Origin of the sequence: Streptococcus sp. HN38 (assembly GCF_028335765.1) — a bacterium.
Lineage (GTDB): Bacteria > Bacillota > Bacilli > Lactobacillales > Streptococcaceae > Streptococcus > Streptococcus suis_P.
Window position 1 is genome coordinate 515,880 of the sequence record NZ_CP116604.1, and the last position, 20,198, is coordinate 536,077.

At 41.3% G+C, this 20,198-nt stretch carries 19 protein-coding genes and 1 pseudogene; 17 read left to right on the top strand and 3 right to left on the bottom strand.

Translation table 11 applies throughout. From position 1 onward, the window contains the following. The first annotated feature begins 15 nt into the window (after positions 1-15). From PHA78_RS02575 to ileS, 14 genes and pseudogenes are all read left to right on the top strand, one after another. Positions 16-306 (top strand): DUF3165 family protein, encoded by a 291-nt coding sequence (locus PHA78_RS02575; RefSeq protein WP_002943024.1) that lies wholly within the window; start codon positions 16-18, stop codon positions 304-306. Positions 307-427: 121 nt separating this feature from the next. Beyond that, a pseudogene (locus PHA78_RS02580) lies at positions 428-1,873 on the top strand (IS1182 family transposase). A 91-nt stretch (positions 1,874-1,964) separates the two neighbouring features. After that, on the top strand, positions 1,965-3,314 hold the full coding sequence (murD, locus tag PHA78_RS02585; RefSeq protein ID WP_024409762.1) for a UDP-N-acetylmuramoyl-L-alanine--D-glutamate ligase: 1,350 nt from the start codon (positions 1,965-1,967) through the stop codon (positions 3,312-3,314). A 2-nt stretch (positions 3,315-3,316) separates the two neighbouring features. After that, complete coding sequence (locus PHA78_RS02590) at positions 3,317-4,381, top strand: UDP-N-acetylglucosamine--N-acetylmuramyl-(pentapeptide) pyrophosphoryl-undecaprenol N-acetylglucosamine transferase (protein ID WP_032500041.1); 1,065 nt, start codon at positions 3,317-3,319, stop codon at positions 4,379-4,381. A gap of 5 nt (positions 4,382-4,386) precedes the next feature. Next, positions 4,387-5,469 carry a cell division protein FtsQ/DivIB gene (locus PHA78_RS02595; RefSeq protein ID WP_029185014.1) on the top strand — a complete coding sequence of 361 codons (1,083 nt, stop codon included), beginning with the start codon at positions 4,387-4,389 and terminating at the stop codon, positions 5,467-5,469. A gap of 152 nt (positions 5,470-5,621) precedes the next feature. Beyond that, positions 5,622-7,001, top strand: coding sequence for a cell division protein FtsA (ftsA, locus tag PHA78_RS02600; protein WP_024378975.1), 1,380 nt, complete (start codon positions 5,622-5,624; stop codon positions 6,999-7,001). A gap of 25 nt (positions 7,002-7,026) precedes the next feature. Then, positions 7,027-8,256 (top strand): cell division protein FtsZ, encoded by a 1,230-nt coding sequence (ftsZ, locus tag PHA78_RS02605; RefSeq protein WP_002943037.1) that lies wholly within the window; start codon positions 7,027-7,029, stop codon positions 8,254-8,256. 6 nt (positions 8,257-8,262) lie between these two features. Beyond that, positions 8,263-8,934, top strand: a complete 672-nt coding sequence (locus PHA78_RS02610) for a YggS family pyridoxal phosphate-dependent enzyme (protein WP_024378974.1) — start codon at positions 8,263-8,265, stop codon at positions 8,932-8,934. A gap of 16 nt (positions 8,935-8,950) precedes the next feature. Next, positions 8,951-9,514: a cell division protein SepF gene (locus tag PHA78_RS02615; RefSeq protein ID WP_024378973.1), complete on the top strand. Its 564-nt coding sequence runs from the start codon at positions 8,951-8,953 to the stop codon at positions 9,512-9,514. Positions 9,515-9,518: 4 nt separating this feature from the next. Further along, positions 9,519-9,782 carry a YggT family protein gene (locus tag PHA78_RS02620; protein WP_002943042.1) on the top strand — a complete coding sequence of 88 codons (264 nt, stop codon included), beginning with the start codon at positions 9,519-9,521 and terminating at the stop codon, positions 9,780-9,782. A 2-nt stretch (positions 9,783-9,784) separates the two neighbouring features. Next, entirely contained in the window at positions 9,785-10,576 is a 792-nt protein-coding gene (locus tag PHA78_RS02625; protein ID WP_024378972.1) for a YlmH family RNA-binding protein, read from the top strand. Positions 10,577-10,584: 8 nt separating this feature from the next. Continuing rightward, positions 10,585-11,274 (top strand): DivIVA domain-containing protein, encoded by a 690-nt coding sequence (locus PHA78_RS02630; RefSeq protein ID WP_024378971.1) that lies wholly within the window; start codon positions 10,585-10,587, stop codon positions 11,272-11,274. Positions 11,275-11,506: 232 nt separating this feature from the next. Continuing rightward, positions 11,507-11,947: a GNAT family N-acetyltransferase gene (locus tag PHA78_RS02635; RefSeq protein ID WP_099780176.1), complete on the top strand. Its 441-nt coding sequence runs from the start codon at positions 11,507-11,509 to the stop codon at positions 11,945-11,947. A gap of 10 nt (positions 11,948-11,957) precedes the next feature. After that, complete coding sequence (gene ileS / locus PHA78_RS02640) at positions 11,958-14,747, top strand: isoleucine--tRNA ligase (RefSeq protein WP_099780175.1); 2,790 nt, start codon at positions 11,958-11,960, stop codon at positions 14,745-14,747. 183 nt (positions 14,748-14,930) lie between these two features. Here the strand turns inward: ileS and PHA78_RS02645 are convergent, their stop codons facing one another. The 3 genes from PHA78_RS02645 to PHA78_RS02655 form a co-directional block, all read right to left on the bottom strand. Continuing rightward, on the bottom strand, positions 14,931-15,239 hold the full coding sequence (locus PHA78_RS02645; RefSeq protein ID WP_002938710.1) for a DUF1827 family protein: 309 nt from the start codon (positions 15,237-15,239) through the stop codon (positions 14,931-14,933). Between the two features lie 54 nt (positions 15,240-15,293). Continuing rightward, complete coding sequence (locus tag PHA78_RS02650; RefSeq protein ID WP_002938708.1) at positions 15,294-15,755, bottom strand: NUDIX hydrolase; 462 nt, start codon at positions 15,753-15,755, stop codon at positions 15,294-15,296. A gap of 185 nt (positions 15,756-15,940) precedes the next feature. After that, positions 15,941-18,169 (bottom strand): ATP-dependent Clp protease ATP-binding subunit, encoded by a 2,229-nt coding sequence (locus PHA78_RS02655; RefSeq protein ID WP_272158420.1) that lies wholly within the window; start codon positions 18,167-18,169, stop codon positions 15,941-15,943. 223 nt (positions 18,170-18,392) lie between these two features. Here PHA78_RS02655 and PHA78_RS02660 point away from each other — a divergent pair, with 223 nt between their 5' ends. From PHA78_RS02660 to PHA78_RS02670, 3 genes are all read left to right on the top strand, one after another. Beyond that, complete coding sequence (locus PHA78_RS02660; protein ID WP_024399156.1) at positions 18,393-18,623, top strand: DUF1797 family protein; 231 nt, start codon at positions 18,393-18,395, stop codon at positions 18,621-18,623. A 125-nt stretch (positions 18,624-18,748) separates the two neighbouring features. After that, positions 18,749-19,438 (top strand): amino acid ABC transporter permease, encoded by a 690-nt coding sequence (locus tag PHA78_RS02665; protein ID WP_002938702.1) that lies wholly within the window; start codon positions 18,749-18,751, stop codon positions 19,436-19,438. Continuing rightward, positions 19,431-20,165, top strand: a complete 735-nt coding sequence (locus PHA78_RS02670) for an amino acid ABC transporter ATP-binding protein (RefSeq protein ID WP_002943067.1) — start codon at positions 19,431-19,433, stop codon at positions 20,163-20,165. Before PHA78_RS02665 ends, PHA78_RS02670 begins: the two co-directional genes overlap by 8 nt. Positions 20,166-20,198 lie beyond the last annotated feature (33 nt).

The window sequence follows — 20,198 nt, forward strand, 5'->3', positions numbered from 1 at the left end:
TCTAGGAGAAGAAGCATGTTTTATTTAATCCTCGCCATCATGTTAGTACTTTTTTATATATTTGTGGCACCTCGCAATATTAAGGGGACTATGAATTTGATTGCGGCAGTATTTTTACTGGTAGCATTAGCGATTGCCTTGGTACTTGGATTTTTAAGAATCATGCAATTTTCAAAGGAAATTTGGGTTGGTCTACTAATGATTCTGATTGGTTTTTGGGCGATGCGGGATATTTATTATCTCGATAAAGAACCGAAAGACAGGCAGAGGAGAACAGAGCGACCTGGTCCTTATAGATATAGATGAAATTAACCGACGCTTTGCGTCGGTTTCAGACTGAAGACAAAGTCCTTAGAATTGATTTTCTAAGGGCTTTTCTTCGTATTTAGGAGTATAATATAAGAAAAAGGACTTATGAGGTTCTCCTATGCTACACAAAGAAAAACCTGACTATAACCGCAATCAGTACGGTTTCTATACCCTTGACCAGCTTGTGCCTGCAGATCATTTCCTGCGCCAAGTGGAAGCTGTGATTGACTTCGACTTCATTTATGACCTAGTAGAAGATACCTATTCGTCTGATAATGGTCGTCCTAGTCTTGACCCTGTCATGTTAGTTAAAATTCCTCTGATTCAGTGCTTTTATGGTATTCGTTCCATGCGTCAGACCATCAAGGATATTGAAGTGAATACTGCCTATCGCTGGTTTCTTGGTTTAACCCTAGATGACAAGGTGCCTCACTTCACGACATACGGCAAAAATTATTCCCGTCGCTTTCAAGAGAAAGGGTTGATTGAGTCCATTTTCACGCATATTCTTGGGCTGTGTATCAATGCAGGCCTAATTGACCCGACGGAGATTTTCATAGACGGAACTCATATTAAAGCTGCGGCCAATAATCGTAAGTTTATCAACCAAGAGGTGGAAAAGCAGGCCAAATTCATGAGTGAACAGCTGGAAATCGAAATTAATCAAGATCGGGTAAAGCACGGAAAAAAGCCGCTCGGGCCCGCCAAAGAGCCAGAGCCCATCGCTAAGAAAATCTCCACAACCGACCCAGAAAGTGGCTGGTTCCACAAAGGTGATCATAAGGAAGTTTTCGCTTATTCTGCCCAAGTTGCCTGTGATAAGTATGGCTGGGCACTTGCTTATAGTGTTGAGGCTGGTAATATCCATGACAGTCAGGCTTTTCCTGCACTTTTCGCCAAGCTTGAACCCTTGAAACCAGAGTATATCATTGCAGATTCGGGCTATAAAACTCCCAGTATTGCCAAGTTTCTAATTGATAAGGAAATCACTCCTGTCCTTCCCTACACCCGTCCCCGTGGGAAGAAGGGACAACTTCGTCCTAAAGATTTTGTCTATGACGAACACTTCGATTGTGTCCTGTGTCCTGAACATCAGGCCTTGACCTATCGCACGACTACCCGAGAAGGCTACCGAGAATACAAAAGCGATCCAGCAATTTGTGCCAACTGTCCCCTATTATCAGTATGTACGACCAGTAAGAACCATCAAAAAGTTGTCACGCGGCATATTTGGAAGGAGTATTTGGAACAGTGCGAGGATATTCGTCATCAAAGAGGGATGAAGGAACTCTACCAACATCGGAAAGAGACGATTGAACGGCTATTTGGCACAGCCAAGGAATACCATAATCTGCGCTACACGAGAGAAAAAGGCAAGTCCAAAATGGAGGATAAGATTGGACTGACTTTGGCGTGCTTAAATCTCAAAAAACTAGCTAAAAGGATGGCAAGAAGGCCTTTTTATTTTGTCCAGATGGGGTGGTTTCAGCATTAAAACAGCCATTTTTCTCTAAAAACAGTAAAAAAGACAAACACCAAAACGATGTTTGTCTGCAATCTGTAACCGACGCTTTGCGTCGGTTTTTCTGTCCTCTGGCTTGAAAAAGGTCTTCGTAAAGGGTAAAATAAGGTGTTAGAAAGTAAAGGTATTTGAGATGAAGATGATTGATATTGTAAAAAATAAGAAAGTGTTAGTGCTAGGCTTAGCTAAATCAGGGGAATCTGCAGCCCGTCTCCTAGATAAATTGGGTGCTATCGTCACTGTTAACGATGGAAAGCCTTTTGAAGAAAATCCGACTGCTCAATCTTTGTTGGAAGATGGTATCCGTGTAATTTGCGGGAGCCATCCCTTGGAATTATTGGATGAAGATTTCGCTTTGATGGTAAAAAATCCAGGAATTCGCTATGATAATCCTATGGTTGAAAAAGCAATTGGCAAAGGAATTCCAGTATGGACAGAGGTTGAATTGGCCTACTTGGTATCAGATGCTCCAATCGTGGGGATAACAGGTTCGAACGGCAAGACAACGACAACGACCATGATTGCGGAAGTCTTGAATGCTGGAAATAAACCTGCAAAATTATGTGGAAATATTGGTTACCCAGCATCTTCGGTCGCTCAAACTGCGACTGCAGAGGATACCTTGGTCATGGAATTATCATCTTTCCAGTTAATGGGGACAGAATCTTTCCATCCGCATATCGCCGTTGTGACCAATCTCATTGCCAGTCATATTGATTATCACGGGACTTTTGAAGACTACGTAGCAGCCAAATGGATGATTCAGCGTCAGATGACGGCTGAGGATTTTGTAGTGCTCAACTTCAACCAGAAAGAAGCTAAGGAATTGGCTGGACAGACCAAGGCAACTGTCGTTCCTTTTTCTACGCTGGAAGTAGTTGATGGAGCTTATTTGGCAGAAGGAAAACTCTATTTCAAGGGTGAATACATCATGGACGCTGACCAAATTGGTGTTCCAGGTTCACACAATGTTGAAAATGCCTTGGCAACAATTGTGGTTGCAAAATTGTTGGGAGTAGACCACCAAGCGATTCAGGAAAGTTTGTCTGCTTTTGGAGGTGTCAAACACCGCTTGCAATTTGTAGGTGAGGTCAACGGAGTTTCCTTCTACAATGATAGTAAGTCTACCAATATCTTGGCGACTCAAAAAGCTCTTTCAGGGTTTGACAATAGCAAGGTCATTTTGATTGCAGGTGGCTTGGACCGTGGTAATGAATTTGATGAATTAGTCCCTGATTTGGTCGGACTAAAGAAAATGGTGATCCTTGGCCAATCAGCTCCCCGTGTTCAACGTGCTGCTGATAAAGCAGAGGTGGAAACGATAGAAGCTCTCGATATTGCGGATGCGACTAGAAAAGCCTTTGCCATTGCGGAAAAAGGAGATATTGTCCTTTTAAGTCCAGCCAATGCAAGCTGGGATATGTATGCCAATTTTGAAGTGCGTGGCGACGTCTTCTTACAGACCTTTGAGGAGTTGAAATGATCATGAAAAAAATTGTTTTTACAGGCGGAGGGACTGTTGGGCACGTGACGCTCAATCTCCTTTTGATTCCGCGATTTTTGGAAGAAGGCTGGGAAGTTCATTATATTGGTGATGGGAATGGGATTGAGCATGAACAGGTTGTGAAATCAGGTTTAGATGTCCATTTTCATTCTATTTCGACTGGGAAATTACGCCGTTATTTCTCTTTCCAAAATATGTTGGACGTGTTTAAAGTTGGTTTTGGTGTTCTTCAATCCTTGGCCATTATTGCTAAAATTCGTCCGCAAGCTCTTTTTTCAAAAGGTGGGTTTGTATCGGTTCCGCCAGTTATTGCCGCTAATTTGCTGCGGGTTCCAGTCTTTATCCATGAATCAGACTTAACAATGGGACTGGCCAATAAAATAGCCTATAAATTTGCGACAACCATGTATAGTACTTTTGAGCAACCTGCCAGCTTGACTAAAGTAAAACATGTTGGTGCGGTTACAAAAGTGGGGCAAACGAATGACAAAGTTACACCAATCCAGTTGCCAGAAATTCTCAGTCACTTCGATAAAAGTCTACCGACCCTACTGTTTGTAGGTGGTTCGGGCGGTGCTAAGGTCTTTAATGATTTAATCAGTCAGAATAGTGCTGCTCTGACCGAACGATTCAATATTATCAATTTGACAGGGGATAGTAGTCTCAACCAATTAGATAAAAACCTATATAGAGTTGACTATGTAACAGAACTTTATCAACCGTTGATGGATTTAGCGGATGTCGTTATTACCCGTGGTGGTTCCAATACTCTGTTTGAGTTGATTGCCATGCAACAACTCCATTTGATTGTGCCTCTAGGACGACAGGCCAGTCGAGGGGATCAGATTGAAAATGCTCTCTATGCAGAGAAAAAAGGATATTCTAAGCAGATTGATGAAAGTCAATTGACATTTGCCAGCCTGTTAGTAGAAGTCGATGAGCTATTGAAAAATAAGGAATTTTATATCCAAAACATGGCAAATTCTAATGAAATTCAGTCAGTAGATAGTTTTTACAATTTGCTTAGAGAAGATATGGGAAGGTAGGTTCTATGACGGAAAAAGATTCAAATGTAGAAGAATCAGTGCTAGAAGTGGAACAGGCATCCCAAGTAGAATTGGATTCAGAACAAATTTCACCAGTAGAGAAAGAATCTGTATTAGCCGAAGAAAAAGGACTTTCTACGGATGTAGACATACCTGACATGACTGCTCCGGATGATGAAAAAAGTGCCTTTTTCGAACAATGGAAAGCACGCCACCAAGCCTACCTTGCTCATAAAGATGAGGCAGATATTCAGGCAGTTGACGAGGGACAGACAGAACAGAAGAGCCCAGAAGCTAAAAAGAGTAAAAGGGTCCTTTTTCAGGGAATAAACAGAAGACAAGAGAGTCTGGAAGCCAAGAAAGAAACAGAGAAAAAGGTCCAGCCTTTAAAAGTTGATATTCCTTCCAAAGTAGTCTGGAAAGCTATTCCGGTTCTTGTGACGAGTTTGTTACTGGCAGCTCTAGCCTTGTATTATATTTCTCCAACCAGCAAGAAAAAACAAATAGAGGTCGTTGGAAATGAGCGACTAACTGCGGAGCAAGTAGAAAATTATAGCCTTATCTCTCCGGATGATTACATTGTAACCATAGCTCTGCATGCAGATGCTTACGCAAAGAATATTAAGAAGAATAGTTCGTCTGTAGAGACAGCAACAATCAAGTTCCAGTTTCCAGCTACCTTTACCATTCACATCAAAGAATACGCTATCATAGGCTACATTCAGCAACAAAGTCAGTGGTATCCAGTACTGTCTAGTGGAGTGGTTGGCGGAGAGCCGATTTCACAGGATTCTTTGCCAGAAGGCTACACAACGATTAATTTATCCGACAAGGAATTAATCAAGGAACTGGCCATTGAATTGGGTAAAATAGATGCAGGAATTCGTTCTGCTATTCAGACAATAAATTTAACGCCAAGTAAAGTGACTGCGGATTTGCTGACACTCAATATGGCAGATGGAAATACGGTTTTAGTTCCATTGAGTGAGATTAGCCAGAAGTTGCCTTACTATACAAAAATAGCGGCAGAAGTGACAGTTCCAACGACAATTGATATGGAAGTTGGTATTTATAGATATGCAAGCTGAAATAGATAATTTTGTAAAGAAAAAGTAATAAAAAAATCCTTTAAAAACACCATAATTCGATATAATATGGTATAATGAATGATGACTAATTATACTATTTTTCAAAATGGAAGATGATTTGTTAAAGTTGGAAGTAAGAGAGGACTGATAGAATGGCTAGGAACGGCTTTTTTACGGGATTAGATATTGGTACAAGCTCCGTTAAAGTCTTGGTTGCAGAATATATTGATAACGAAATGAATGTGATTGGGGTCAGCAATGTAAAAAGTGCTGGCGTCAAAGATGGAATTATTGTAAATATTGAGGTGGCTGCTGGAGCGATTAAAAAAGCGATCGAGCAGGCAGAAGAAAAGTCAGGTATCCGCATTGAAAAGGTAAATGTTGGATTACCTGCCAACCTTCTTCAGATTGAACCGACTCAAGGGATGATTCCTGTTACAACAGATTCACAAGAAATTACAGACTTGGATGTTGAGAATGTTGTAAAATCAGCATTGACGAAGAGTATGACTCCGGAACGCGAAGTGATTTCATTTATTCCAGAAGAGTTCACTGTCGATGGATTCCAAGGCATTAAGGACCCTCGTGGAATGATGGGAATTCGCTTGGAAATGCGTGGGATGCTGTACACAGGACCACGTACCATTCTTCACAATCTTCGTAAAACGGTGGAGCGTGCAGGTGTCCAAGTTGAAAATATTGTAATTTCTCCGTTGGCACTAACTCGCTCTGTATTGAATGAAGGTGAACGTGAGTTTGGTGCGACTGTCATTGATCTTGGTGGTGGTCAAACGACTGTGGCTGTTATGCGTGGCCAAGAGTTGCAATATACAAACATCTACCAAGAAGGTGGAGATTATATCACAAACGATATTTCAAAAGTATTGACAACTTCAAAGAGTATTGCTGAAAACTTGAAATACAACTACGGCATTGCTTATCCGCAAGATGCAAGTGATAAGGAAAAATTCACTGTTGACGTGATTGGAGAAAACGCTCCAGTTGAAGTGACCGAGCGCTACCTTTCAGAAGTGATTGCGGCACGTTTACGTCAGATTTTTGACCGTGTGAAACAAGATTTGGAGCGTACACGTGCTCTAGATTTACCAGGAGGCATTGTTATTGTAGGTGGTGGTGCTATCTTACCAGGAATTACAGAATTGGCCCAAGAAGTGTTTGGTGTTAACACTAAACTTTATGTTCCAAATCAAATTGGTATCCGCAATCCAGCATTTGCAAGTGTGATTAGCTTTGTTGAGTATGTTGGTGAGTTAGAAGATGTAGAAAATATTGCCCAACATGCAGTAAATGGCGAAACTACCTTGAGACATAAGCCAGTTGAAATTCCTGTTGCTCGTCCTCGGATTAGTCAGCCAATTCAAAGAGAAATCGTGAACGAATTGAACACAGTTGATCAGGTAGAGGAACAAGTTGCTCCTACTTACCATGATGAGGAAGAAGAAGCTCGTCCAGCTGCTAAGGGAAACATCACAGATCGCATTCGTGGTTTGTTTGGCAGCATGTTTGAATAAGAGAAAAGAAAAGGTGATTTAAACTATGGCATTTTCATTTGAAGCAGCAGCTAGTCATGGTGCTGTCATTAAAGTAATCGGTGTCGGCGGTGGTGGCGGGAACGCGATTAACCGTATGATTGAAGAAGGTGTTGCTGGGGTTGAGTTCATTGCAGCAAACACAGATGTACAAGCGCTAAGTAGCTCTAAAGCTGAAACAGTTATCCAACTAGGTCCTAAATTGACTCGTGGTTTGGGTGCTGGAGGTCAACCTGAGGTTGGTCGTAAAGCTGCTGAGGAAAGCGAAGAAGCATTGACTAATGTATTAACTGGTGCAGATATGGTCTTCATCACTGCTGGTATGGGCGGTGGCTCAGGGACTGGTGCGGCTCCTGTTATTGCACGTATTGCTAAAAACTTGGGTGCGTTGACTGTCGCAGTTGTGACTCGTCCGTTTGGTTTTGAAGGAAATAAACGTGGAAACTTTGCGATTGAGGGAATTGAAGGTCTTCGTGAACAAGTAGATACACTCTTAATTATTTCAAACAACAACCTTCTTGAAATTGTTGATAAGAAAACACCGCTTTTAGAAGCACTAAGCGAAGCTGATAATGTTCTTCGTCAAGGTGTTCAAGGAATTACAGACTTGATTACAAATCCTGGTTTGATTAACTTGGACTTTGCAGATGTGAAGACAGTTATGGAAAACAAAGGAAACGCCTTGATGGGTATCGGTATCGGTACTGGTGAGGACCGAGTGATTGAGGCGGCTCGTAAAGCGATTTATTCTCCTCTTCTTGAAACAACAATTGATGGTGCAGAGGATGTCATTGTCAATGTTACAGGTGGTTATGACATGACTCTGACAGAAGCAGAAGATGCTTCAGAAATCGTTAATCAGGCTGCGGGTCAAGGTGTTAACATTTGGTTGGGTACATCTATTGATGAAACAATGAAAGATGAGATTCGTGTGACTGTTGTGGCTACGGGTGTTCGTCAAGATACTGCTGATAAACCAGCCCGCCATCGCACGGAAGCTGTTTCACCACGCCCTTCTCAACGCTTTGATCATTCAGTAGCATCAGCACCAACTCGTGGAGCTGCACAACAAACTGAAGCGCCGAAAGCTTCTGCCTTCGGAGAGTGGGATTTGCGTCGTGAAAACTTGATTCGTCCAACTGACACAGAACCAACATCCACTGTTTCAGTCGAAAAATTTACAATGGATCAAGATGAGGATGAATTGGATACACCACCATTCTTCCGTAATCGCTAAACTAAAATGAATTTTCAAAAGAATAAGGATGCTATCTTTTCAGCAGTGGCAAAAGCTGCTGAGAAGGCAGGTCGTCCAAGTGAATCAGTAAAGGTAATAGCTGTCACCAAATATGTTGACAGCTCTATTGCTAATCAGCTTGTGAATGCTGGGATTACCCATATTGGAGAAAATCGAGTCGATCAATTCTTAGAAAAGTATAATACCCTAGCAGACAAACAATTGACATGGCATTTGATAGGGACTTTACAGAGAAGAAAGGTCAAGGACATTATTCCATTTGTTGATTATTTCCACGCCCTAGACTCTGTCAAACTAGCTCAGGAAATAGATAAACGTGCGACTAAAATAGTCAAGTGTTTCCTCCAAGTCAACGTTTCCGGTGAGGAGACTAAGCATGGCTTTGCAGTATCTGAGATTGATGCGGCACTTGCTGAAATTAGTTTATTGGAGAACATTGAACTTGTTGGATTGATGACGATGGCACCGATTGATGCTACAGATGATGAATTAGACGAGATTTTTTCTAAAATGCAGGAAATCCAAGAAGAACTAGCTACAAGGAACTTACCACGTATGCCCTTTACAGAGTTAAGCATGGGAATGAGTGGGGACTTTGAACGCGCCATTGCTCACGGAGCTACATATGTGAGAATTGGCTCAGCATTCTTTGAATAATGGAGAGGAGGAAAATATGGCATTAAAAGATACATTTAAGAACTTATTTAATTACTTTGAAGTTGACGAAGTCAATGAAGTTGAAGAACAGGCAGATGCCTATTCAATGCCTAATGATCGTCCTAAAATGCGTGTTGCCAGTACTACAGCTGCACTTGTGCGCGAACAGCAGCCAAAAGTAGAGACGCGTCGGGAAGCACGTTCAGAAAGTCAACTTCAACGCCTACATGAAAGGCAGCAAGAATTGATGACTAATAATACCGAAAAAGAGATTGTCAAAACTACAATTGATATTAAGTTTCCAAAACGTTATGAAGATGCACCAGAGATGGTAAATCTTTTATTAGATAATGCGAGTATTCTCATTGATTTTCAATATATGTCGGAGCAACAAGCTAGACGTTGCCTAGACTACTTGGATGGTGCTCGTTCAGTATTATCTGGAAATTTGAAAAAGGTCTCAAATACCATGTGGTTGTTAACTCCAGTAAATGTCACAGTCAATATTGAAGAATTGCGCAATGCTGGTACAACTACTGGTGTGGCTGATTCAAATTTTGACTTTGATATAAAACGGTAACGCTATGCAAATTTTGATTTTTTTACTATTAAAAATTGTAGAAATTTATTCCTATCTCTTATTGGCATACGCTTTGCTAAGTTGGTTTCCTAGCCTATACACAAGCTCGATTGGACGTTTGATTCAATGGCTGGTAGCACCGATTTTAAAACCCTTTAGGCGATTTAATCTGCAATTTATGGGGTTGGATTGGACCGTAATGGCAGCCATGATTGCGCTTAATATGGGAACACGCTTCTTGGTTCAATTATTGCTCCTGTTAGCATAGTTATGAAAAATGACAAAAACTTATTGCAACATTTTTCTAGGGAAGAAAGAGAGTTTGTAGAGAAAATAATGGATATGTGTCAGCAAGTTGAAGATACGTATTCATACAGATTAACTCAATTTTTACATCCTAGACAAGATGAAATTGTATGCAAAATTGCTAACTACTACCAGTTACAAACGTTTTCTAGTCGTGACCTTGTTTCGACAGAACATTCGCGGGTTATTATTGCCCCGGCTTATTATGAGTTGGACATCAAGGACTTTGAGTTAACCGCTCTTCATTTGTCCTATGCTAGAAAATTTCACACCGTATCCCATTCACAAGTTCTTGGAACTTTTCTCAATCAACTAGGGATTAAAAGGGAGTATTTGGGTGATATTTTGATTGATGATGAACGATTGATTGTCTTTATCGATCAGAAATTTGGGCAGATTGCCTTACAATCTATCACTAAAGTTGCTCGTGTCCCTGTTAAGGGAAAGGAAGAAGAATGGACGACTGTTCGACTACCGATTGGACAGGAATGGCGTTCAAAGGATGTGTTGGTTTCCAGTATGAGATTGGATAAATTGATTTCGGTCGCATTTAATCTTTCAAGGGCAACTGCAAACAAGTTGATTGAGGCTGGACATGTGAAGTTGGATTATGTTCTGACAGAACAAACCAGTAAATTAGTTGAAATAGGGCAATTAATTAGCGTTAGGAGATATGGTAGAGTTCGCCTAAATGAATTTTTAGGTTTTTCTAAGCAAGGGAAGATAAAATTGAAGTTAGACATTGTTAAAACTTAGGAGGAAAGATGGCACTTACAGCATTAGAATTAAAAGATAAAACCTTTGCTACAAAATTTAGAGGATACGACGCAGATGAAGTTGATGACTTTTTGGACATTGTAACACGTGATTATGAGGATTTAATTCGTAAAAATCATGATCAAGAGTTAGAATTGAAAAATTTGCGGGAACGTTTGGCTTATTTTGATGAGATGAAAGAATCATTGAGTAAATCAGTTCTTTTAGCTCAAGATACAGCTGAGAAAGTAAAGGTTGCGGCCGAAGATCAAGCGGCAAATATTATTAAACAAGCTGACTATGATGCGGCAACATTGTTACATGAAGCTAAAGATAAGGCAAATGAAATTCTTCGTAATGCGACTGACAACGCGAAAAAAGTTGTCATTGAGACTGAAGAATTAAAAAACCAGACACGTATTTTCCATCAGCGTCTGAAATCAACAGTAGAAAGCCAATTATCATTGGTTAATTCATCTGAATGGGAGGAAATCCTTCGCCCAACAGCAAGTTACATTCAAACAAGTGACGAGGCTTTCCGTGATGTTCTTCATAAGGCTTTGGATGAAGAATTACCTGTTGAAGAGGAAAGTTTGGATTATACACGTCAATTGACACCAGAAGAAATTGTAGAATTAACTCGTCAGGCAGTGGCTTTTGAGAGTGGAGATTCTGTAGAAATTTCAACAGAAGAATAATAAAGATCATAAGCAGAGACACGGTCGGTAGAAATATTTATAGCGAGTAGGAGATGGTGGAAGCCCTACAATCTCTTTCTATGGATCATCACTTTGTTTGATTTTTCCTGAAAATAGTAAGGAAAGACGCCCGTTCACGTTACGAACATAGAGGGATAGGGGAAACTCTATCTAAACTAAGGTGGTACCACGAACTTTCGTCCTTATTTGGCGGGAGTTTTTTATATTTTTTATGATACGATTAGAATTAGTAAACAAGGACAACTTTGAAGCGGTGTTACAAGTTCAACTTGCACCTGAGGACCAACGCCGAGTAGCATCGGTTGAATATTCTTTGGCACAGGCATGGCTGTATAGAGAGGACGGACATCTTCTCCCTTATGCTGTCAAATCAGGACAGAAAGTCGTAGGTTTTGTATTGTTGTCTATACAAGAAGACAAGAGCTACTATGTGTGGCGTTTGTTAATAGACAGGCATTATCAAAATAGAGGCTTTGGCAAGGAGGTCATTCGGCAAGTGTTACGACGAGCAAGGGATGATCAGCAGTGCCATAAGGTTACCGTAAATTATGTCATTGGTAATCATAAAATGAGGTATATCTTAGAAAAACTTGGCTTTCAATTCATTGGTTTAGAAGGCCAAGAAATGAAAATGGAATTAAGTATAAAATAAAGGAGTTATGATGAAACTAAAAGAAACACTTAATTTAGGTAAGACAGCCTTCCCAATGCGTGCAGGCTTACCAACACGTGAGCCAGAATGGCAAAAGGCCTGGGATGAAGCAAACTTGTATGCTCGTCGTCAAGAACTCAACGCTGGCAAGCCAGCCTTCCACCTCCACGATGGCCCTCCATACGCTAACGGAAATATCCACGTTGGACATGCTTTGAACAAGATTTCTAAAGATATTATCGTTCGCTCTAAGTCAATGTCTGGTTTCCGTGCTCCATTTGTACCAGGTTGGGATACGCATGGTCTTCCTATTGAGCAAGTCTTGGCAAAACAAGGTGTCAAACGCAAGGAAATGGACTTGGTTGAATATCTTGAAATGTGTCGTGATTATGCTCTTAGTCAAGTTGACAAGCAACGTGATGATTTTAAACGCTTGGGTGTTTCTGCAGACTGGGAAAATCCATATATCACCTTGACTAAAGACTACGAAGCAGCTCAAATCCGTGTCTTCGGTGCCATGGCAGACAAGGGCTATATCTACCGCGGTGCTAAGCCTGTCTACTGGTCATGGTCATCTGAGTCTGCCCTTGCAGAAGCTGAAATTGAATATCACGACATTGACTCGACAACTCTTTACTATGCTAACAAGGTCAAAGATGGCAAGGGGCTCTTGGATACGGATAGCTACATCGTTGTCTGGACAACCACTCCATTTACGGTAACGGCTTCTCGCGGTTTGACAATGGGAGCAGACATTGACTATGTCTTGGTTCAACCTGCTGGCTCTGACCGTAAGTATGTCTTGGCAGAAGCCTTGGTTGATAGCTTGGCAGCCAAATTCGGTTGGGAATCCTTCGAAGTGATTTCAAAACACAAGGGTGCTGAGTTTGAATATATTGTGACCGAACACCCATGGGATAGAGAAGTGGATGAATTGGTCATCTTGGGTGACCATGTTACAACGGATTCAGGTACTGGTATCGTCCATACGGCTCCAGGCTTTGGTGAGGATGACTACAATGTCGGTGTCAAATATGACTTGGAGGTTGCGGTAACTGTCAACGAACGCGGTTTGATGAATGAAGCTGCGGGTCCTGATTTTGAAGGGCAATTCTATGACAAGGTTGTCCCAACGGTTAAGGAAAAATTAGGCGACTTGCTCCTTGCTAGTGAAGTGATCAATCACTCCTACCCATTTGACTGGAGAACCAAGAAGCCAATCATCTGGCGTGCAGTACCGCAATGGTTTGCCTCTGTCTCTAAATTCCGTCAGGAAATCTTAGACCAAATCGAAGCAACAACTTTCAATCCATCTTGGGGTAAAACACGTCTTTACAACATGATCCGTGACCGTGGTGACTGGGTCATCTCACGTCAGCGTGCTTGGGGTGTTCCACTTCCAATCTTCTATGCAGAAGATGGTACTGCGATCATGACAAAGGAAGTGACAGACCACGTTGCTGCCCTCTTTGAAGAACATGGTTCAATCATCTGGTGGAAATCTGAAGCCAAAGATCTCTTGCCAGCTGGTTTCACTCATCCAGGTTCACCAAATGGCGAATTTACAAAAGAAACAGACATCATGGACGTATGGTTTGACTCTGGTTCATCTTGGAATGGTGTCATGAACGCCCGTGAAAACCTTGCTTACCCAGCAGACCTCTACCTAGAAGGTTCTGACCAATACCGTGGTTGGTTTAACTCATCCTTGATTACCTCTGTAGCCGTAAATGGTCATGCGCCATATAAAGCTGTCTTGTCACAAGGTTTTGTCTTAGATGGCAAAGGTATGAAGATGTCTAAATCTCTAGGAAATACCATTCTACCAAGTGATGTTGAGAAACAATTTGGTGCAGAAATCTTGCGTCTGTGGGTAACTTCTGTGGATACTTCAAACGACGTACGTGTGTCTATGGATATTCTTGGACAGGTTTCTGAAACCTACCGTAAAATCCGTAATACCCTTCGCTTCTTGATTGCTAACACTTCTGATTTCAATCCTGCAAGTGATGCGGTGGCATACGAAGAACTTCGTTCTGTTGACCAGTATCTCTTGGTGAAATTCAATAAATTGGTAGCTCAAATCCGTCAAGCCTACGACAACTATGACTTCATGGCTATCTACAAGTCTGTCGTAAACTTTGTAACACTTGACTTGTCAGCTTTTTACTTGGATTTTGCCAAGGACGTTGTCTATATCGATGGTGCTAAATCACTTTCTCGTCGTCAGATGCAGACTGTCTTCTATGACATCTTGGTGAAAATTACCAAGCTCTTGACTCCAATCTTGCCACATACAGCAGAAGAAATCTGGTCATACTTGGAACACGAAGCAGAAGAGTTTGTACAATTGGCGGAAATGCCAGAGGTGGAAACCTTTGCCAATGAAGCGCAGCTTTTGGCTGACTGGGAAAACTTTATGAACTTCCGTACTCAGGCACAAAAAGCCTTGGAAGAAGCGCGTAATGAAAAAGTGATTGGTAAGTCACTTGAAGCTCATTTGACTGCCTATGTCTCAGTTGAAACTAAGTCCTTCTTGGAGAGCTTGAATGCAGACCTTGCTCAGTTGCTCATCGTTTCAAACTTGACAGTAACCACGGAAGCAGCTCCTGAAAGTGCTGTTCTGGTAGAAGAAGTTGCCTTTACTGTAGAGCGTGCAAGCGGTGAAGTGTGTGACCGTTGCCGTCGCATTGATACTAGTGTTGCAGAGCGCAGCTATGGTGCGACAATCTGTGACCACTGTGCAAGCGTAGTGGAAGAAAACTTTGCTGAAGCAGTAGCTCAAGGTTTTGAAGCCTAAGCAATCACAATACATTTGTTAAAGTCTATCTAGCGATAGGCTTTTTTTATAATACTCTTCGAAAATCAAAATTATCCGTTGTTAAGAGCCTTGATGAACTCCAATTCTATCTTCGGCTTCGTTTCCTAGGCTACTTTTGATTTTCATTGAGTATAAATAGAAAAAAAGAAGCCATTTGGCTTCTTATACTTCTGCGATAATGGGAATAGACATTTCAATCAAACGGTCTGTGTGAATCGTTTGAATGGCAGCCTTGTTAATAGTTCGTTCATCAATTTTTCGATGAAGGAAGAAATCACGAATTTGCTCGATTTCATTTTGTTGTACTGCACGGTATTTATTACTAATCAAGAGTTCATAATGACGGGGTGCCTGTGTGAAAATAACGTCTGTATTACCTGCAGAATAAGTCTCTACTAGGAAAGCATCAGTATTAGCCAACTGGCTTTGGACAAGATTGGGATGACTATTTGTCGTGTTAATGATTTTCATGTGGAACCTCCTCTATCTCTTTGGCTACATTATAGCACGATTAGAGTGTTTTTACTAGTTATTGAATGAATTTTCTTGCAATTTCCATTGTTCAATGCCCCATTTGTGACTACCACGTTTGAGTTTATCGATGGCTTCATTGACTGGGAACCAGGCAATATGGTTGAAATCTTCTAGTGGTTGTCCTATTTGATGGTAGCTAGTTACTTCATAGATGTAGGCTGGATTATAGAAATGGGTATCGCGGTGGCTAGAGTAGAAGTATTCGTCAGCCTGACCAAAGTATTTTCCGATTTCAGCGGTAAATCCAAGCTCTTCCATCAATTCGCGCTCCAAAGCAATGAGGTGATTTTCTCCCTTTTCAATTTCTCCACCAGGAAGAAACCAAGCTCCGTTTGGTGCTTGAACGAGTATAATCTGTTCTTTCTTTTCATCTGGGATAACTGCGTAAACACCAAAGCGACTCTGGTAGCTGACGCCAGCTTTCTTTTCTCCAAATACAGCAATTTTCTCCATAGGCAATTCTATCCTCTTTCATAATTGGAATGAGTTGTATACATTATACCACTTTTTTATTATTTTTCCTTGTGATAGGCTTTACAAAGTAAAGTTTTTTTATAGGATGGAGATGGGGAAAAATTTAGAAAAATAAAGTAGCAAAACAGTAAAATAGGCTACTCGTAGAGAGCAGCTCTATTTTCTTATTTTGTCTTTGTTTGTGCCTTGATTTGAATTGTACCTTTACTTGACATGACAGCACGTAGGTCTTTTTCTGCTGGATGTTCTAAGTAGAAGTCGGTGATAGCATCTTCAATCTGATCTTGGATGGTTCTGCGCAGTGGACGAGCTCCCATCTTTGGATCGTAGCCAAGGTCCACTAATTTCTCCTTAACTTTATCTGTTACATGGAGGCTGATGCCATTGTGAGAAAGGCGTTTGTTTACATCGTCTAGCATGAGGCTGACGATTTCAAGTAGGTTTTCCTTGCTCAGTGGTTGGAACTCAATAATACCGTCAAATCGGTTCATAAATTCAGGTGTGAAGAAATTGCCAAGTTGGCCAAGGACTGATTGAGTCCGCCCTTCCATAGCCGCACCAAAACCGACACTTGCTTCAACTTTTCCAGTACCAGCATTTGATGTCATGATGATAATAGTATCTTTGAAGCTGACTGTCCGACCTTGTCCATCTGTCAGACGCCCATCGTCTAAGACCTGAAGGAACATGTGCATGACATCAGGGTGGGCTTTTTCTACCTCATCCAAGAGGATGAGAGAGTAAGGATTGCGGCGGACTTTTTCAGTTAGCTGACCGGCTTCCTCGTAGCCTACATAACCTGGAGGAGCTCCGACGAGTTTAGCGACAGCGTGTTTTTCCATGTATTCGGACATATCGAAGCGGATCATGCTGTCAGCCGAACCGAAGAGTTCGATAGCTAATTGCTTAGACAATTCGGTTTTACCGACACCTGTTGGTCCGACAAAGAGGAAGGATCCAATGGGACGATTTGGAGCACCGAGACCGACACGATTACGGCGGATGGCTTTAGCTATCTTGTCAACTGCTTCATCTTGTCCGATAACATGGGCTTTTAAGTCACTAGCGAGGTTTACAAGCTGGGACTGTTCCTTTTCTTTTAAATCACCAACTGGGATATTTGTTTTTTGCTCAACGATGGCTTCAATTTCTTTTTCAGTAATGAGTGGAATATCTTCCTCGCTGATAGTTGCCTTTTGCATCTCCTTGTACTTAGCAATTTGGTCACGGAAATAGGCCGCTTTTTCATAGTCCTCATCCCGTGTAGCTTGTGCTTTACGATTTTCGGCATCAATCAGGCGTTGGTCAATTTCCTTTGGATCAATAAAGTTGAGGGTCAAATTCATTTTTGAACCAGCTTCATCCAGAAGGTCAATAGCCTTGTCTGGTAGGAAACGGTCTTGAATGTAGCGGTTGGACAGTACTGCGGCAGCTTCGATAGCAGCATCGGAGTATTTAACATGATGGTAATCCTGGTATTTATTTTGGATACCTTTGAGAATAGTGATGGTTTCTTCGACACTTGGTTCTTCAACTTTTACAGGTTGCATACGGCGTTCTAGGGCGGCATCTTTTTCGATAATACGGTACTCGTTGAGCGTTGTTGCACCGACTAGTTGCATTTCACCACGTGCGAGGGCTGGTTTGAGGATATTGCCTGCATCCATGTTACCATCGCCTGCAGAACCAGCACCGACAATTTCGTGAATCTCGTCAATAAAAAGAATAATTTCGCGACGATTACGGATTTCTTCCATGAGTTTTTGCATGCGTTCTTCAAATTGTCCGCGGATACCTGTTCCTTGTACGAGGCTGACAACATCCAGACGAATGACTTCCTTGTCTCGTAATTTCTGTGGGACATCGCCATCGACAATTTTTTGAGCCAAGCCTTCAACAACCGCTGTTTTACCTACACCAGGCTCACCGATAAGAACAGGGTTGTTTTTTGTACGACGGTTGAGAATTTCGATGACACGGGTAATTTCTTGATCGCGACCGATTACTGGATCAAGATCCCCACGACGGGCAATTTCGGTAACGTTGATACCAAATTCTTCAAGGAGCCCATTTGGTTGTTGGGGTTGTTGCGGAGGAGGGGTCTGTCCACCACGTCCATTATGCCCACCGGCTTGAGTGGGAGGAGTCTGTTCGCGATTTTTTCCAGCAGGGGTATTGCCAGGATAGCCACCTAGGTGATTGAAAAATTCACTAAAGGGATCCATATTGTTAGGATTTGTTAAATCTCCCAACCCACGTAGGATGGCATTATTAGGGTCTGTTTTCATGATTTGGTAGCAGTTGTGACAGAGGTCTACCTGCTGCTGTTTACCGTTTAAGTTGGTGTAGAGATGGATCGTTGCGTCGTTGATATTACAATTTTTGCAGAGCATAATTCTACCTCTTTCTGTGAAAAAATGTGACCTATTGTTAAATAGTCAAAAAAGGTCAGTTCTAGCTTTATTATAACAAGATTCATAGAAAAATCAAGAAACTGCTACGCTTGGAAAAACTTTCTATGAAAAATAGGACGATAGGAAGAAAATAGGGAAAAAATAAGACTTTTTTGGCAATATGTGGTAAAATATTCCTATAAAAAGGATTAGGAGAACGAATATGGAATCACATTTGGTGAGAATTATCAATCGTCTGGAGGCTATGGCTAATGACGGCGGTACGTTGAAACGTAATTTCGAACGTGATGGTATTGTTGTTGCAGAAGTGGCTTATAACTATGACGAGGAAAATGGTTCAGTATTTACCTTGCGTGATGTTGCTGCTCGTGAAACGTACGCGTTTGACAGCATCGACTTGATTGCAATGGAAATCTATGAGCTATTGTACTAAGAAGAAGTGAGAGGCGCCTAAGGGTGCTTTTTTCTTGTGTAAATTGAATATTATAAATAAAAGTATTGCATAAATATTCAAAAATGGTATAATAGACTCTAAATGACAGAATTGGAGTAAGATGAATGAATTTTTCTTTTTTGCCTGAGTATTGGGCTTATTTTAATTATGGGGCAATTGTTACCCTCATTATTGCATTTTTCTCAGTATTTTTTGGTAGTATTTTAGGTGTGTTGCTTGCCTTTGCTCAGCGTAGTAAGTATAAAGTTTTAGCTTGGACTGCCAATATCTATGTCTGGATTTTCCGTGGGACACCGATGATTGTCCAGATTATGATTGCTTTTGCGATGACACATTTTGTAGCACCAACTTTTCAGCTAGGAATTTTGACGGTTGATTTGACACGCTTGATTCCAGGTATCATTGTTATTTCGATGAACTCGGGTGCCTATGTATCTGAAACTGTTCGTGCCGGTATTAATGCTGTACCAAAAGGACAGCTGGAAGCAGCTTATTCGCTTGGTATTAGACCAAAGCAGGCGATGCGTTACGTTATCATGCCACAGGCTATCAAGAATATCCTTCCAGCCTTGGGAAATGAATTTGTGACTATTGTTAAGGATAGTTCACTTTTGTCAACCATCGGTGTGATGGAATTATGGAACGGTGCTCAGACAGTTCAATCCACTTCTTATATTCCTTTAACACCACTTGTATTTGCAGCGAGCTATTATCTAATTATGACAACGGTGCTAACAGTGATTATTCAGTCGTTTGAGAAAAAGTTGAACAAGGGAGGGCAGTTCCATGTCTAATGCGATTATTTCTATCAAGGATTTACATAAGTACTTCGGAAAGAATGAGGTTCTAAAAGGAATTGATTTAGATATTCAACAAGGTCAGGTGGTCGTTATTATCGGTCCATCTGGGTCAGGGAAATCGACTTTCTTACGTACAATGAATCTCTTAGAAGTGCCAACCAAGGGAACTGTTACATTTGAAGGTGTTGATATTACTGACAAGTCAAATGATATTTTCAAGATGCGTGAAAAGATGGGAATGGTTTTTCAACAGTTCAATCTTTTTCCGAATATGACGGTATTAGATAATATTACTTTATCACCTATTAAGACAAAGGGAATTGCAAAGGATGAGGCTGAGAAGAAGGCTAAGGAATTACTTGAAAAGGTAGGATTGCCAGATAAGGCAAATGCCTATCCACAAAGCCTTTCAGGTGGTCAGCAACAGCGGATCGCTATTGCACGTGGTCTGGCTATGGACCCAGATGTCCTGCTTTTTGATGAACCGACCTCTGCACTAGATCCTGAAATGGTTGGAGAAGTTCTTGCTGTAATGCAGGATTTGGCCAAGTCAGGGATGACCATGGTTATCGTGACTCATGAGATGGGATTTGCGCGTGAGGTAGCTGACAGGGTTATCTTTATGGATGGCGGTGTCATCGTGGAGGATGGAACGCCTGAAGAAGTCTTTGAACATACCAAGGAAGAACGGACCAAGGATTTCTTGTCTAAGGTCTTGTAATAAATGAACAAATAAGTACGACTCCGACATTGT

Excerpts from the sequence above, each read along its gene's own strand:
- PHA78_RS02610 (WP_024378974.1), top strand. The coding sequence starts at position 8,263 with ATGAATTTTCAAAAGAATAAGGATGCTATCTTTTCAGCAGTGGCAAAA.
- PHA78_RS02575 (WP_002943024.1), top strand. The coding sequence starts at position 16 with ATGTTTTATTTAATCCTCGCCATCATGTTAGTACTTTTTTATATATTT.
- PHA78_RS02635 (WP_099780176.1), top strand. The coding sequence starts at position 11,507 with ATGATACGATTAGAATTAGTAAACAAGGACAACTTTGAAGCGGTGTTA.
- PHA78_RS02660 (WP_024399156.1), top strand. The coding sequence starts at position 18,393 with ATGGAATCACATTTGGTGAGAATTATCAATCGTCTGGAGGCTATGGCT.
- PHA78_RS02655 (WP_272158420.1), bottom strand. The coding sequence starts at position 18,169 with ATGCTCTGCAAAAATTGTAATATCAACGACGCAACGATCCATCTCTAC.
- PHA78_RS02590 (WP_032500041.1), top strand. The coding sequence starts at position 3,317 with ATGAAAAAAATTGTTTTTACAGGCGGAGGGACTGTTGGGCACGTGACG.
- PHA78_RS02625 (WP_024378972.1), top strand. The coding sequence starts at position 9,785 with ATGAAAAATGACAAAAACTTATTGCAACATTTTTCTAGGGAAGAAAGA.
- PHA78_RS02670 (WP_002943067.1), top strand. The coding sequence starts at position 19,431 with ATGTCTAATGCGATTATTTCTATCAAGGATTTACATAAGTACTTCGGA.
- ftsZ (WP_002943037.1), top strand. The coding sequence starts at position 7,027 with ATGGCATTTTCATTTGAAGCAGCAGCTAGTCATGGTGCTGTCATTAAA.
- PHA78_RS02630 (WP_024378971.1), top strand. The coding sequence starts at position 10,585 with ATGGCACTTACAGCATTAGAATTAAAAGATAAAACCTTTGCTACAAAA.
- PHA78_RS02620 (WP_002943042.1), top strand. The coding sequence starts at position 9,519 with ATGCAAATTTTGATTTTTTTACTATTAAAAATTGTAGAAATTTATTCC.
- murD (WP_024409762.1), top strand. The coding sequence starts at position 1,965 with ATGAAGATGATTGATATTGTAAAAAATAAGAAAGTGTTAGTGCTAGGC.
- PHA78_RS02650 (WP_002938708.1), bottom strand. The coding sequence starts at position 15,755 with ATGGAGAAAATTGCTGTATTTGGAGAAAAGAAAGCTGGCGTCAGCTAC.
- ileS (WP_099780175.1), top strand. The coding sequence starts at position 11,958 with ATGAAACTAAAAGAAACACTTAATTTAGGTAAGACAGCCTTCCCAATG.
- PHA78_RS02595 (WP_029185014.1), top strand. The coding sequence starts at position 4,387 with ATGACGGAAAAAGATTCAAATGTAGAAGAATCAGTGCTAGAAGTGGAA.
- ftsA (WP_024378975.1), top strand. The coding sequence starts at position 5,622 with ATGGCTAGGAACGGCTTTTTTACGGGATTAGATATTGGTACAAGCTCC.
- PHA78_RS02665 (WP_002938702.1), top strand. The coding sequence starts at position 18,749 with ATGAATTTTTCTTTTTTGCCTGAGTATTGGGCTTATTTTAATTATGGG.
- PHA78_RS02645 (WP_002938710.1), bottom strand. The coding sequence starts at position 15,239 with ATGAAAATCATTAACACGACAAATAGTCATCCCAATCTTGTCCAAAGC.
- PHA78_RS02615 (WP_024378973.1), top strand. The coding sequence starts at position 8,951 with ATGGCATTAAAAGATACATTTAAGAACTTATTTAATTACTTTGAAGTT.